Annotated in this window: 12 protein-coding genes and 1 riboswitch; all 12 genes read left to right on the top strand. The window is 42.7% G+C overall.

From position 1 onward, the window contains the following. The first annotated feature begins 3 nt into the window (after positions 1–3). The 12 genes from AKG37_RS03425 to AKG37_RS03370 all read left to right on the top strand — a co-directional run bounded on the left by AKG37_RS03425 (position 4) and on the right by AKG37_RS03370 (position 14,236). The gene (locus tag AKG37_RS03425) at positions 4–2,361 is read left to right on the top strand and encodes an endonuclease MutS2 (protein WP_060697764.1); all 2,358 of its coding nucleotides are present in this window, start codon (positions 4–6) and stop codon (positions 2,359–2,361) included. 14 nt (positions 2,362–2,375) lie between these two features. Continuing rightward, positions 2,376–2,780: a DUF350 domain-containing protein gene (locus tag AKG37_RS03420; protein ID WP_060697567.1), complete on the top strand. Its 405-nt coding sequence runs from the start codon at positions 2,376–2,378 to the stop codon at positions 2,778–2,780. Between the two features lie 166 nt (positions 2,781–2,946). Then, the gene (locus AKG37_RS03415) at positions 2,947–3,402 is read left to right on the top strand and encodes an Imm63 family immunity protein (RefSeq protein ID WP_060697566.1); all 456 of its coding nucleotides are present in this window, start codon (positions 2,947–2,949) and stop codon (positions 3,400–3,402) included. Positions 3,403–3,501: 99 nt separating this feature from the next. Continuing rightward, on the top strand, positions 3,502–5,220 hold the full coding sequence (locus AKG37_RS03410) for an AMP-binding protein (RefSeq protein ID WP_060697565.1): 1,719 nt from the start codon (positions 3,502–3,504) through the stop codon (positions 5,218–5,220). Positions 5,221–5,387: 167 nt separating this feature from the next. Further along, a complete protein-coding gene (locus AKG37_RS03405; protein ID WP_060697564.1) occupies positions 5,388–5,972 on the top strand; it encodes a TetR/AcrR family transcriptional regulator in 585 nt (194 codons plus the stop codon). A 25-nt stretch (positions 5,973–5,997) separates the two neighbouring features. After that, positions 5,998–6,777, top strand: coding sequence for an enoyl-CoA hydratase (locus AKG37_RS03400; protein WP_060697563.1), 780 nt, complete (start codon positions 5,998–6,000; stop codon positions 6,775–6,777). Between the two features lie 31 nt (positions 6,778–6,808). After that, positions 6,809–7,582, top strand: a complete 774-nt coding sequence (locus tag AKG37_RS03395) for an electron transfer flavoprotein subunit beta/FixA family protein (RefSeq protein WP_060697562.1) — start codon at positions 6,809–6,811, stop codon at positions 7,580–7,582. Positions 7,583–7,625: 43 nt separating this feature from the next. Beyond that, positions 7,626–8,603: an electron transfer flavoprotein subunit alpha/FixB family protein gene (locus AKG37_RS03390; RefSeq protein WP_060697561.1), complete on the top strand. Its 978-nt coding sequence runs from the start codon at positions 7,626–7,628 to the stop codon at positions 8,601–8,603. Between the two features lie 75 nt (positions 8,604–8,678). Continuing rightward, positions 8,679–10,157 carry an alpha-N-arabinofuranosidase gene (locus AKG37_RS03385; RefSeq protein ID WP_060697560.1) on the top strand — a complete coding sequence of 493 codons (1,479 nt, stop codon included), beginning with the start codon at positions 8,679–8,681 and terminating at the stop codon, positions 10,155–10,157. Between the two features lie 246 nt (positions 10,158–10,403). Beyond that, the gene (trxA, locus tag AKG37_RS03380; RefSeq protein WP_003216330.1) at positions 10,404–10,718 is read left to right on the top strand and encodes a thioredoxin; all 315 of its coding nucleotides are present in this window, start codon (positions 10,404–10,406) and stop codon (positions 10,716–10,718) included. A 139-nt stretch (positions 10,719–10,857) separates the two neighbouring features. Further along, on the top strand, positions 10,858–12,630 hold the full coding sequence (gene uvrC, locus AKG37_RS03375) for an excinuclease ABC subunit UvrC (RefSeq protein ID WP_060697559.1): 1,773 nt from the start codon (positions 10,858–10,860) through the stop codon (positions 12,628–12,630). A gap of 61 nt (positions 12,631–12,691) precedes the next feature. Further along, positions 12,692–12,869, top strand: a riboswitch (Lysine riboswitch). Positions 12,870–13,000: 131 nt separating this feature from the next. Then, a complete protein-coding gene (locus AKG37_RS03370) occupies positions 13,001–14,236 on the top strand; it encodes an aspartate kinase (protein WP_060697558.1) in 1,236 nt (411 codons plus the stop codon). The last annotated feature ends 12 nt before the right edge of the window (positions 14,237–14,248 follow it).

The following is a 14,248-nucleotide window of genomic DNA, read 5'->3' as shown; positions in this document are numbered from 1 at the left end:
ATGCTGCAACAAAAAGTGTTAGCATCATTAGAATTTCATAAAGTAAAAGAAAAAGTCATGTCCTATACCGCATCCACATTAGGAAAAGAAAAAACGCAGGATTTAACGCCGCTGACGGATATCGAAGCCATTCAGCATTTGCTGGAAGAGGTAGCAGAAGCACAGGATGTCATCCGCTTAAAAGGCTCTGCGCCGTTTGGCGGGTTAACGGATATTAGACGCGGGGTCAAACGGGCAGAAATCGGCAGTACATTAAGCCCTTCTGAGCTCATGGAAATTGCAGCGCTATTATACACTGCGAAAAATATGAAGCACTTTCTCACATCCATGTATGAAGATGGTGTAGACATACCGCGCCTCCATACATATGCAGAGACGCTGATTTTACTACCTGAGGTCAGAAAAGAAATCGAAAGCTGTATCGGTGACAATGGAGAAGTGCTTGATCACGCAACACCAGCGCTTCGTACAATACGTACGCAATTACGTTCATTAGAATCAAAGGTTCGTGATAAATTAGAATCCATGATACGTTCGCAATCTGCTTCGAAAATGCTGTCAGATACGATTGTCACCATTCGTAATGACCGGTTTGTGATTCCGGTAAAACAGGAGTACCGCTCGAATTACGGCGGGATTGTTCACGATCAGTCATCATCTGGGGCAACCCTTTTTATCGAGCCGCAAGTGGTCGTGGATTTAAATAACACCTTGCAGCAAACCCGCTTAAAAGAAAAGCAGGAGGTCGAAAAGATTCTACAAATGCTGACAGCGAGCGTGTCAGAACATATTGAGGAACTGCTTCACAATGTAAAGGAGCTTCAGACGCTAGATTTTATTTTTGCTAAAGCCAAGTATGCAAAGGCAGAAAAAGCGACAAAGCCTGCTGTGAACGATCAAGGAGAGATTTATTTAAAACGGGCAAGACATCCTCTATTGCCTCGTGATCAGGTTGTGGCAAACGACATTGAGCTCGGTAAAGATTTTTCAACAATTGTCATTACTGGACCAAATACAGGGGGTAAGACCGTTACTTTAAAAACGCTCGGTCTTCTGACGCTTATGACACAGGCGGGCCTTCATATCCCAGTCGAAGAAGGCTCGGAAGTGGCTGTATTTGACCAAGTGTTTGCTGATATTGGAGACGAGCAGTCCATTGAACAAAGCTTGAGTACGTTCTCGTCTCATATGGTCAATATTGTGGATATCTTAAAGCAACTGACACCTAACTCACTCGTGTTATTTGACGAATTAGGGGCAGGAACAGATCCTGCTGAAGGTGCGGCACTTGCCATGAGTATCTTAGATGAAGTGCATCAAACAAATGCACGTGTCATCGCAACGACTCATTATCCTGAGCTGAAGGCATACGGTTATAACCGTGAAGGCGTCACAAATGCGAGTGTGGAGTTTGATATTGAAACCTTATCTCCAACATACCGCTTGCTCATCGGTGTACCGGGACGAAGTAATGCATTTGAAATTTCTAAACGTCTTGGTTTACCTGATCACCTCATTAACCGGGCAAAAGCGGATATGCATGCTGAGCATAATGAAGTAGACCAAATGATTGCTTCATTAGAAGGCAGCAAAAAACAAGCAGAAGAAGAGCTGCATGAGACAGAGGTCTATAGAAAAGAAGCTGAAAAGCTTCATAAAGAATTGCAAAGACAAATTCTTGAATGGAATGAGCAAAAGGACAAACTGCTTGAAGAAGCTGAACAAAAAGCGAAAGAAAAGATCGAACAAGCCTCAAAAGAAGCCGAAGACATCATTCAAGAGCTGCGGTCAATAAAAAATGAGCATCGTTCCTTCAAAGAGCATGAACTCATTGATGCGAGAAAGCGTCTTGAAGAAGCCGTCCCTGAGTTTGACCGGAAGAAAAGGCCGGAACCAGCGAAAAAAGCAGCAAAACAGCTAAAGTCAGGTGACGAAGTCAAAGTACTTACGTTCGGGCAAAAAGGAACCCTTATTGAACAAACCGGTGACAAAGAATGGAGTGTCCAAATGGGCATTCTGAAAATGAAAGTAAAAGAAAAAGACATGGAATTTATCAAATCAGCACCTGAATTTAAGCAGGAGAAAGCCATTACGGCAGTCAAAGGAAAAGACTATCATGTATCTCTTGAGCTCGACTTAAGAGGAGAGCGTTACGAAAATGCCTTAAGCAGAGTCGAGAAATATTTAGATGATGCTGTCTTAGCTGGTTACCCGCGTGTGTCGATTATTCATGGAAAGGGAACTGGCGCTCTTAGAAAAGGAGTTCAGGAATTACTGAAGCAGCACCGAAGTGTAAAAAATGCTCGTTTTGGTGAACAAGGCGAGGGAGGATCAGGCGTTACCATCGTCGAATTAAAGTAAAAAGGAGAAAACGCATGAAAGCCTTTTGGGAAAATGAACTTGTGGAAATTGCCGCCTATTACAGCGTGGCCGTCCTATGTCTTGTCTTATTTCTATCCATCTTTGAACTCGTCACCTCCTATAAAAACTGGGAGGAGATCCAGCGGGGGAATTTAGCTGTTGCCATGGCAACGGGCGGAAAGATTTTTGGGATTGCCAATGTGTTTCAGCATTCTATCGCGCAGCACAATTCTCTTCTTCAAATGATCGGCTGGGGCGTATACGGCTTTGTGATGCTGCTCGTCAGCTATTTCATTTTTGAATTTTTAACACCACGATTTAAAGTAGACAAAGAGATTGAGAATGATAATAGAGCGGTTGGGTTTATTTCACTCATTATTTCAGTTGGGCTGTCTTATGTAGTAGCAGCCGGCATTTAAGGAGACGACATGGAAAAGCTAGCAAAAGTATTAATCGTAGTTGCCTGCACTTTTGCGGTCATTGGTGCCGTTTACATGTTCCTGTGAAAGAAATGAAGTAAACAAAGTTAGAAAGCTGTCAGGTGTTCCTTGACAGCTTTTATCTCACCCGAAGGCGGCGAAGAACATGAAGCAAATCTTGCAAAAAGACGAATTGATCAAGCGTATTGATACTTGTCTCAAAATGACATCTCTTCCTAGAGACATATATGAACCGTATATCGCCCGCCCATTTCAAACAACTGGTTTTTTTTATGATTTGAGTCCATACATTCAGATCGATCAAAATGGCTATATACTCAATCAATATGAACGAGGAATCAAAATGCTGCATAAAAGAACAAAAGTGGCGGACGAAGTCATTTACTGGATTTTAGAAGATACGATTTTTCTCACTGTCCATATAGACATGATGAGACAGCATCAAGTTGACAACATCCAGACGCATTTACCTAATGACCCAAGCATCCATCAACAGATCGTGGAGAGAGTAAAGGAGTCATTCCATGCAATCGGTGGATTATATGAACAGTGGCATCATGAAGGAAAAAGAGCATCGATCGAAACACCGGCGAAGAAGTGAAGGTGTAATTTGACCAAGTTCTATTTGAAAAAAGCAAACTGCCTTAAGGAAAAGTTTGCTATAATAAAATAGTACGAAAGTTCAGGAAGGAGGGTTTTTATGCAGTCAGATAAACGATGGCTTCTGCATTACCCGAATCAAATCCCCCACGAACTCACCATCCCAAATGAAACGTTACAATCTTACTTATTCAGCTCCGCAGAGGCTGCACCTGAGCATACAGCCATTCATTTTCTAGGAAAAAACATCACCTATGAACAGCTGCAAGAAGACGTATTGAAGCTAGCCAGCCATCTGATGGAAATTGGTGTGAAAAAAGGTGACAGAGTAGCGATCATGCTGCCAAACTGTCCTCAATCGGTCATTTCTTATTATGCTGTTTTGATAGCAGGCGGCATCGTTGTTCAAACGAACCCGCTTTATACGGAGAAAGAACTGGAATATCAAATGGAAGACAGCGGCTCCAAAGTGCTGATCACACTGGATCTTTTGTATCCAAAGGCCTATAAAATGAAAGCGCTGACAAGCATGGAGCACTTGATCATCACCAAACTACAAGATTATTTACCATTCCCGAAAAACATTCTGTTCCCTATTGTCCAAAAAAGAAAAAACAACATGGTCATCGAAGTGGAGAAAAGTGATACCATTCATCACTTCTCACAAATCATGAAAGAATCGTCAGGAGAACAGATCCCGGCGCTTGCCTTTGAACCGAAAGAGGATGTCGCTGTTTTGCAATATACAGGCGGAACGACTGGCTTACCAAAAGGGGTTATGCTGACGCATGAAAATATTTTAGCGAATACTGAAATGTGTGCTTCATGGATGTATAAAACGACCAGAGGAAAAGAACGAATCCTTGGCATCATTCCGTTTTTTCATGTATATGGAATGACGACCGTATTAAACCTTGCTGTTAAAGAAGGGCATCAAATGATTTTACTTCCACGTTTTGACGCAGCGGACACCCTCAAAACGATTGAAAAACAGAAACCGACGCTCTTTCCAGGTGCACCAACGATGTATATTGCCTTGCTGCATCACCCGAACATCGAAAAGTATGATCTGTCATCCATCACTGCATGTTTAAGCGGTTCGGCGGCTCTTCCTGTTGAAGTCAAACAAAGTTTTGAAAAATTAACCGGGGGGCGCTTAGTGGAGGGATATGGTCTTTCAGAAACTTCACCAGTTACCCATGCCAACTTTTTATGGGGAGCGAACAAAATAGGTAGTATTGGCTGTCCGTGGCCTGGTACAGACGCAGGCGTTTATTGTGAGGAAACGGGTGGCCTCAAAGAGCCGTATGAGCACGGAGAAATTATCGTCAAAGGACCGCAGATTATGAAAGGCTACTGGAAGCAGCCAGAGGAGACAGCGGCTGTATTAAAAGATGGGTGGCTTTTCACTGGAGATATTGGGTATATGGATGAGGACGGTTTTTTCTATATAGTGGACCGGAAAAAAGATGTCATCATTGCGAGCGGTTATAATATTTACCCTAGAGAGGTTGAAGAGGCTCTTTACGAGCATGAACTTGTTCAAGAAGTCGTCGTAGCAGGTATTCCAGATCCTTATAGAGGAGAAACAGTGAAAGCGTTTGTTGTTCCAAAAAAAGATGCCTATTTAACAGAAGACGAACTCGATCGTTTTGTTAGAACGAGAATTGCTTCATTTAAAGTACCGCGCGTGTATGAATTTAAAGAATCGCTGCCTAAAACGGCCGTCGGAAAAATTTTGCGTAGAGTATTAATTGAAGAAGAAAAAAGAAAGCACACTTCTTCTATAGAAACTCCTGTTGATCAATCTAAGAAATAACGGCCTTCATCATCCGGTCATCGGCCGGATGATTTGAATAATGACGATCTACTCTGGTATGATGAGGGTTGAAAAGAAAGAAGATGATCCCTTGACAAATCACCCGTTTCTTTTTAACATAAAGTTATGAATGAATACTCATTCAATTTAGAAAGGAACGAAGCACATTGAAGCAGAAAAGACCGAAGTACATGCAAATTATTGATGCAGCAGTTGTGGTGATTGCAGAGAACGGCTATCATCAATCACAAGTTTCAAAGATTGCGAAACAAGCAGGGGTCGCAGACGGAACGATTTATCTCTATTTCAAAAACAAAGAGGATATTCTTATCTCATTGTTCAAAGAAAAAATGGGACAATTCATCGAACGGATGGAGACAGATATTCAAAAGAAGCCGTCTGCTAAAGAAAAGCTTCTACTGCTAATTGAGGAGCATTTTCGTATGCTGGCACAAAATCATCATTTGGCTCTTGTGACACAGCTTGAACTCAGGCAGTCAAACTTAGAGCTGCGGCAAAAAATCAATGAGGTGCTAAAAGGGTATTTAAATATGCTCGATTCAATTTTAACAGAAGGAAAGAAAACAGGGGAATTTAGACAAAATTTAGATGTCCGTTTAGCGAGACAAATGGTATTTGGGACGATTGATGAAACTGCGACAACATGGGTCATGAATGATCAAAAGTATGATCTGCCTGCACTCGCAGAAAACGTACATGATCTCCTGTTAAATGGGATACATCAATCTTAAAACAATGTGAAAAAGGATGATTGACATGGAAAAGATACTCAGCTTACATCATGAAGGACTGACAGCGCTCATCACGATTCAGAATCCACCTGCAAACGCCTTATCCTCTCAGCTGCTCACTGAGCTGAATGACATGTTTGACCAGCTCGAACAGAATGAAGAAGTAAGAGCCATTGTCATTCATGGAGAAGGCAGATTCTTCTCAGCAGGTGCTGATATTAAAGAATTTACGACGTTACAGGAAGAGTCTGATTATGCAAGCCTTGCAGACAGAGGACAGCAAGTCTTTGAACGGATTGAGCAGTGTCCAAAACCAGTCATTGCCTCGATTCACGGAGCAGCATTGGGCGGAGGTCTTGAGCTTGCAATGTCTTGTGATATCCGAATCGCAACAAAAGATGCGAAGCTTGGGCTGCCAGAACTAAACCTTGGCATCATTCCAGGATTTGGCGGTACGCAGCGTCTGCCTCGCTACGTTGGTTCTGCTAAAGCGCTTGAAATGATGGGGACAGCTGAACCAATTTCAGGGGAAGAAGCATTCGCCTGCGGACTTGTTTCAAAGCTGGCAGAAACAGAGGACGAAGCACTTGAAGCAGCGAAAACACTTGCGGCAAAATTTGCAGCGAAAAGTCCAAAATCACTCGAGTATGTGCTTGATTTATTGAACGCGACTAAATTGTATTCATATGATGGCGGAATGAAGCTGGAGGCTAAAAAATTCGGTGAAGTTTTTCAATCGAATGACGCAAAAGAAGGCATTCAAGCCTTTATCGAAAAGCGCAAACCGAACTTTAAAGGGGAATAAGGGATAAGGACGACACAAGGGGGAGAAATAAATGAATATTTTTGTTTTGATGAAGCGTACGTTTGACACGGAAGAGAAGATTTCCATTCAGTCTGGTGCAATTCAAGAAGATGGAGCAGAGTTCATTATTAATCCTTATGACGAGTATGCCATTGAAGAAGCCATTCAGCTTCGCGATGAGCACGGGGGAGAAGTGACCGTTGTGACAGTTGGCGGTGAGGATGCGGAGAAACAGCTAAGAACAGCGCTTGCTATGGGCTGCGACCAAGCCGTTTTATTAAATGTGGAAGATGATTTAGAGGAGTGGGATCAATATTCGGCCTCTACCATTCTATATCACTATTTGAAAGACAAAGAGGCTTCCTTGATCTTAGCAGGGAATGTAGCGATTGACGGCGGCTCTGGACAGGTAGCACCGCGTCTTGCTGAATTACTTGGTTTTTCATATGTCACGACGATTACAAGCATTCAAATTGACGGCGGTTCTGCTTCCATTGAACGAGATGCAGAGGGTGATGTGGAAGTAATTTCTGCCGAGCTCCCGCTTGTCGTCACAGCGCAGCAAGGTCTCAATGAGCCTCGCTATCCATCATTACCAGGCATTATGAAGGCAAAGAAAAAGCCTTTAGAAGAATTGGAACTTGATGATTTAGATCTTGACGAAGACGATGTACCATATAAAATCAAAACAATTGAACGTTTCTTACCGGAGAAAAAAGAGGGTGGAAAGGTGCTGAGCGGCGAGCTTCAGGATCAAGTCAAAGAACTGACAGATCTATTAAGAAATGAAGCAAAGGTCATCTAAACATCCACTTTACGATATCACGAGAACAAGGGGGAGCTTGAAGATGAGTAAAAAAGTTGTTGTACTTGGAGAAAGTCGTGACGGTAAATTAAGAAATGTGACCTTTGAAGCCATTGCTGCTGCTCACAAAGTGGCAGATGGCGGTGAGGTCATTGGCGTCTTAATAGGGGATAACGTCAAAGACCTAGCGAATGAACTGCTTTACTATGGAGCGGATCATGTCATGATTGTGGAGCATCCGCATCTTTCATATTATACGTCAGATGGTTTTGCGCAGGCGCTTCAAGCCATATTAGATCAGATCGATCCAGATGCTGTGCTGTTTGGACATACGTCTATCGGAAAGGACTTGTCGCCGAAAATAGCCGCACGTCTGCAGACTGGCTTAATTTCAGATGCGATTGATGTAAGCGTTACCGGCGAACATCTCGTGTTCACTAGACCGATTTACTCTGGAAAAGCCTTCGAAAAAGTAATTTCTACAGATCGTCTGCTTCTAGCGACCATCCGTCCAAATAACGTGGCACCACTTGAACGTGATGCGTCTCGAGGCGGAGAAGTCACTCCAGTTTCTGTCGATATTCAGAACCTACGGACGATCGTGAAGGAAGTCATTAAAAAAACGTCAGAAGGTGTAGATTTATCTGAAGCAAAGGTCATTGTCGCCGGAGGACGAGGGGTTAAAAGCAAGGAAGGCTTTGAACCGCTGAATGAACTAGCCCAAACCCTGGGTGCAGCAGTCGGTGCCTCGCGTGGCGCCTGTGATGCTGACTATTGTGATTATGCCTTGCAAATCGGTCAAACGGGTAAGGTCGTCACACCTGATCTTTATATTGCTTGCGGAATATCTGGAGCCATTCAGCATTTAGCGGGAATGTCTAACAGTAAAGTCATTGTGGCCATCAACAAAGATCCAGAAGCCGAGATTTTCAAAATCGCTGATTACGGAATTGTTGGTGACTTGTTTGAAGTGGTGCCGCTTTTGAATGAAGAGCTAAAAAAGATGAATATCCACTCGTAACGCTCATACACTCAGAATGCCTAGGTATTCTGGGTTTTTTTGTATGTGATTAAGAAACAAAGGAGCGGTTGTCGAGTGAAGGGGACAGTAAAAGTTAATGACGTGATCGGACGCATTTCTAAACACATCTATGGACACTTTCAGGAGCATTTAGGAAGAGGAATTTATGACGGAATTTGGGTAGGGAAAGACTCAGAGATTGATCATATTGAAGGGATGCGTACCGATGTGCTAAAGGCGCTTCAAGCATTACATATACCAGTGCTCAGGTGGCCGGGCGGCTGCTTTGCAGACGAGTATCACTGGGCAAATGGTGTAGGTGATCTCAGTGAACGAAAGCCGATGGTAAATACTCATTGGGGTGGTACGGTTGAATCTAATGCATTTGGCACGCACGAATTTATGAAATTGTGTGAGCTGCTTGAATGTGAGCCTTACATTTGCGGCAATGTGGGAAGCGGGTCTGTTCAAGAATTAGCCGATTGGATTGAATACATCACATTTCCAAATGGAACACCTATGTCCGATTGGCGCATTCAAAATGGAAAACAAGAACCTTGGCAGCTGACCTATGTTGGTGTAGGCAATGAAAGCTGGGGATGCGGCGGGAATATGACGCCTGAATACTATGCCGATTTATATAAACGCTATCAAACGTATGTGAGAGAGTTTGCAGGTCAGCGTATTTATAAAATTGCTTGCGGTGCGAATTCCAATGACGTGAATTGGACCAAAGTCTTGATGGAGCGGGCAGCATCTTGGATGGATGGGCTTAGTTTGCATTACTACACCGTACCTGGTACATGGGAGAAGAAGGGATCAGCGACTGAATTTGATGAGGATGAATGGTTTATCACGCTGAAAAAAACCTATGAAATGGAACGGCTTGTCGAAGACCATGGGGAAATCATGGATCGTTATGACCCAGACAAGCGAATTGGGATGATCATTGATGAATGGGGCACATGGTATGACCCAGAGCCGGGGACAAATCCTGGTTTTTTGTATCAGCAAAACACACTAAGAGACGCCCTTGTTTCTGCCCTCCATTTTCATATTTTTCATCGTCATTGTCAGCGGATTCACATGGCGAATATTGCTCAGACCGTTAATGTTTTGCAAGCGATGGTATTAACAAAGGACGAAAAGATGATCGTGACGCCTACGTATCATGTATTTCACATGTTTCAAGTTCATCAAGAGGAAGAAGCGCTAGAAGTGGAGTTCGTTTCACCGCCGTATGAACGCGGAGGTGAAAAAATTCCTCAAGTCAGTGTGTCAGCCTCGCGTTCATCAGGTAAGATGCATATTAGCTACTGTCACCTGAATCCGCATGAACAAAAAGAGGTATCCCTTGCCATTGAAGGGGTTGATGTACAAACAAAAGTGACTGGACGTGTGCTGACAGCTGATCGCATGAATGCGCATAATACATTCGACGATCCTCAAGCTGTTCAGCCAAGAGACTTTCAGCAAATGACTGTAAATCCCGGCGAATTAACGGTAGAGCTGCCGCCGATGTCAGTGGTCATGATAACTGTCGATCTGGCTTAATTGCATATTTAGATGTTTGATGAGAAGAATGTTGGGGCATCATACATTGTAAATGAAGCGGAAAGGGAGTCATGTCATATGCTTAGAACCATTCTGATGATCATCGGTGCGATTGTTGTCATTGGTGCGATTATACGGTTTGTTTTTTAATTCATTTCCTAAAAAATGATTCGTAAGCATTTCATTCGCAAGTCACATTGGGAGATGCTATACTAAAAAGCATAATTTACATTGGAGGAATGAATAATGGCAATCGTAAAAGCTACTGACGCAACATTCTCACAAGAAACTGCAGAAGGTGTTGTTATTGCGGACTTTTGGGCACCATGGTGTGGACCTTGTAAAATGATCGCTCCAGTTCTAGAGGAACTTGATCAAGAAATGGGCGACAAAATGAAAATTGTCAAAATTGATGTAGACGATAACCAAGAAACTGCTGGTAAATACGGCGTCATGAGTATCCCAACACTTCTTGTTTTAAAAGACGGTGAAGTTGTCGAAACTTCTGTTGGTTTCAAACCAAAAGAAGCACTTGCTGAGCTTGTCAACAAACATCTATAAACCGATTTATGCCAAAGCGGCATAATCATGGAAGCGGTTCTCGTAAAGACGAGAGCCGCTTTTCTTTCAATATGGTATAAAACAAATGTTCGTGATACACTAGAAGGAGTGAAAGAGGTAAACAAGGACGGATGAAAATATGAACAAACTAATCAAGGAAAAGCTGTCAGTCCTGCCGGATCAACCAGGCTGTTACTTAATGAAAGATAGACAAAATACAATCATTTATGTCGGAAAAGCAAAGGTCTTAAAAAATAGGGTGCGCTCTTATTTCACCGGATCACATGACGCTAAAACGCAGCGGCTTGTCAGTGAAATTGAGGACTTTGAATACATTGTCACCTCTTCTAATATCGAGGCGCTCATTTTAGAGCTGAATTTAATCAAAAAATATGACCCAAAATATAATGTCATGCTCAAGGATGACAAAACGTACCCTTTTATTAAAATTACGAATGAACGGCATCCTAAATTGATCGTCACCCGCAATGTCAAAAAGGACAAAGGGAAATATTTCGGTCCATACCCGAACGTACAAGCAGCAAGAGAAACGAAAAAGCTGCTCGACCGCTTATATCCACTGAGAAAATGTGCAACCCTTCCTGATCGCGTTTGTCTATATTATCACCTTGGACAATGTCTTGCGCCGTGTGTATATGACATTTCTGAAGAAACGAATAAGCAGCTCGTGGACGAAATCACAAGGTTTCTAAACGGAGGACATCAGCAAATCAAAAAAGAATTAACGGAAAAGATGCAGGAAGCCGCCGAAAATTTAGAGTTTGAGCGGGCAAAAGAACTGAGAGACCAAATCGCTTATATCGACTCAACGATGGAAAAGCAGAAAATGACGATGAGTGATTTATCGGATCGAGATGTCTTTGCGTATGCCTATGATAAGGGCTGGATGTGTGTTCAAGTTTTCTTTATCAGACAGGGAAAATTAATTGAACGTGATGTCAGTCTGTTCCCTATGTATCAGGACCCTGAGGAAGAGTTCCTCACGTTTATGGGGCAATTTTATGAAAAGAACAACCATTTTCTGCCGAAAGAAATTTTGGTGCCGGACAGCGTAGATCAAGAGATGATTGAACAATTGCTTGAGACAAACGTTCACCAGCCGAAAAAAGGAAAGAAAAAGGATTTGCTTTTACTTGCACATCAAAATGCCAAAATCGCTTTAAAAGAGAAGTTTTCGCTCATTGAACGCGATGAAGAGCGGACAATTGGTGCGGTGAAGCAGCTTGGAGATGCCCTCAATATTTATATGCCGTACCGAATCGAGGCATTTGATAACTCAAATATTCAAGGGGCAGATCCGGTTTCTGCCATGGTCGTCTTTCAGGACGGAAAGCCCTATAAAAAGGAATACCGGAAATACAAAATTAAAACCGTCTCAGGACCAGATGATTATGCATCCATGCGTGAAGTCATTAGACGACGATATACCCGCGTGTTAAAGGATGAGCTGCCGCTGCCAGATTTAATTTTAATTGACGGAGGAAAAGGACAGATTAACGCAGCCATCGATGTGCTTGAAAATGAATTGAACCTGTCTGTTCCAGTGGCAGGACTTGTAAAAGATGAAAAACACCGGACATCCAATCTCATGATGGGAGATACACTTCAAATGGTTGCGCTGGAGCGGAATAGCCAGGCTTTTTATTTATTGCAGCGCATTCAAGATGAAGTGCACCGATTCGCCATTAGCTTTCACAGGCAACTGCGCGGGAAAAATGCATTTCAATCTATTTTGGACGATGTGCCAGGTATCGGAGAAAAACGTAAAAAACAGCTCCTTAAACATTTTGGCTCTGTGAAAAAGATGAAAGAAGCCTCTATCCAAGAATTTCAGGAAGCGGGCATTCCGAAACAAACGGCCGAACTTTTAATTGAGGCATTAAAAAAATAGATTGTACTTTTCTATAAAGTTTGTTAAGATGTGACTAATTTAATAAATGAACGTGTTGTTTGTTGAAGATAGAGGTGCGAACTTCAAGAGTAGGCCTTCAGAGATCGATGGGATCTAAGAAGGGGGCTGAAAGGGGAGCGTCGCCGAAGTGAATAAAATCCACTCATTTTATTCGCTGGCTGTACATTGAAGAAATGTAGGGCTGTCAAGAATTTATTTCTTGGAGGGCTATCTCATTGTTTGCATCGTTTGATGATGATTTTAAAGCAATGGGAGATTTGTTCTCTCATTGCTTTTTTTATTTGCAGTGAGCAGACAGTCTCCAAAGCCGCTTCTCTCACACGTGATCTTTTGAAAAAGGGTGGTAGACATGGGACTAATTGTACAAAAATTTGGCGGAACTTCCGTTGGAACGACAGAAAAAATTCGCAATGCTGCAGAGAGAGTGATCGCTGAACGCGAGGCAGGACATGATGTGGTTGTCGTTGTGTCGGCGATGGGCAAATCAACGGATGTTCTAGTCGACCTAGCGAAAGAACTCACAAATGATCCAAGCAAAAGAGAGATGGATATGCTGCTCACAACTGGCGAGCAAGTGACCATCTCATTACTGGCGATGGCACTGCAAGCAAAAGGCTATGATGCCATTTCCTTTACAGGCTGGCAGGCTGGTATGAAAACAGAGCAGGTACACGGAAATGCAAGAATTGTGGACATTGATGAATCAAGAATTAAAGAGGAATTAAGTAGGGGGAAAGTCGTTGTTGTAGCAGGCTTCCAAGGAATTGCAGATGACTTACATATCACAACACTTGGACGCGGTGGATCTGATACAACAGCTGTGGCACTTGCTGCCGCACTAAAAGCTGATAAATGTGATATTTACACAGATGTACCAGGAGTGTTTACGACAGATCCGCGTTATGTACCATCTGCGCGGAAACTTGCAGGTATTTCATACGATGAGATGCTTGAGCTGGCAAATTTAGGAGCTGGGGTCCTGCATCCAAGAGCTGTTGAATTTGCGAAAAATTATCAAATCCCGCTAGAAGTCCGTTCTAGTATTGAAAATGAATCGGGTACGTTAATTGAGGAGGAATCATCCATGGAACAAAATTTAGTCGTCAGAGGCATTGCATTTGAAGATCAGATTACGCGCGTAACAGTGTGCGGACTTTCAAGTGGTTTAACCACATTATCAACCATTTTTACGACGCTTGCGAAGCAAAATATCAATGTCGATATCATCATCCAGTCTGTCACAAGCACCAATCAGACTTCCATCTCTTTCTCTGTGAAAACGGATGATTTGTCTAAAACAGTTGAAGTATTAGAAGAATATAAAGGGGCACTTGGCTATGAGCAGATTGAGACAGAAAGCAAATTAGCGAAAGTATCAATCGTTGGTTCTGGTATGGTTTCAAACCCAGGCGTAGCCGCTGAAATGTTCGCTGTGCTAGCGCAAAAAGATATTCAAGTGAAAATGGTCAGTACGTCTGAAATCAAAGTCTCAACAGTGGTCGGCCGTGATGATATGGTCAAAGCGGTGGAAGCCCTGCATGATGCGTTTGATTTATCGAAAGTCAGTGCAGCTGCTCATTCATAAAAAAGAAAAAGA

The sequence above is a fragment of the Bacillus australimaris genome (genome assembly GCF_001307105.1).
GTDB classification, from domain to species: domain Bacteria; phylum Bacillota; class Bacilli; order Bacillales; family Bacillaceae; genus Bacillus; species Bacillus australimaris.
Note: the sequence above shows the minus strand (reverse complement) of the source record. Positions and strands in the feature narration are given on the sequence as shown.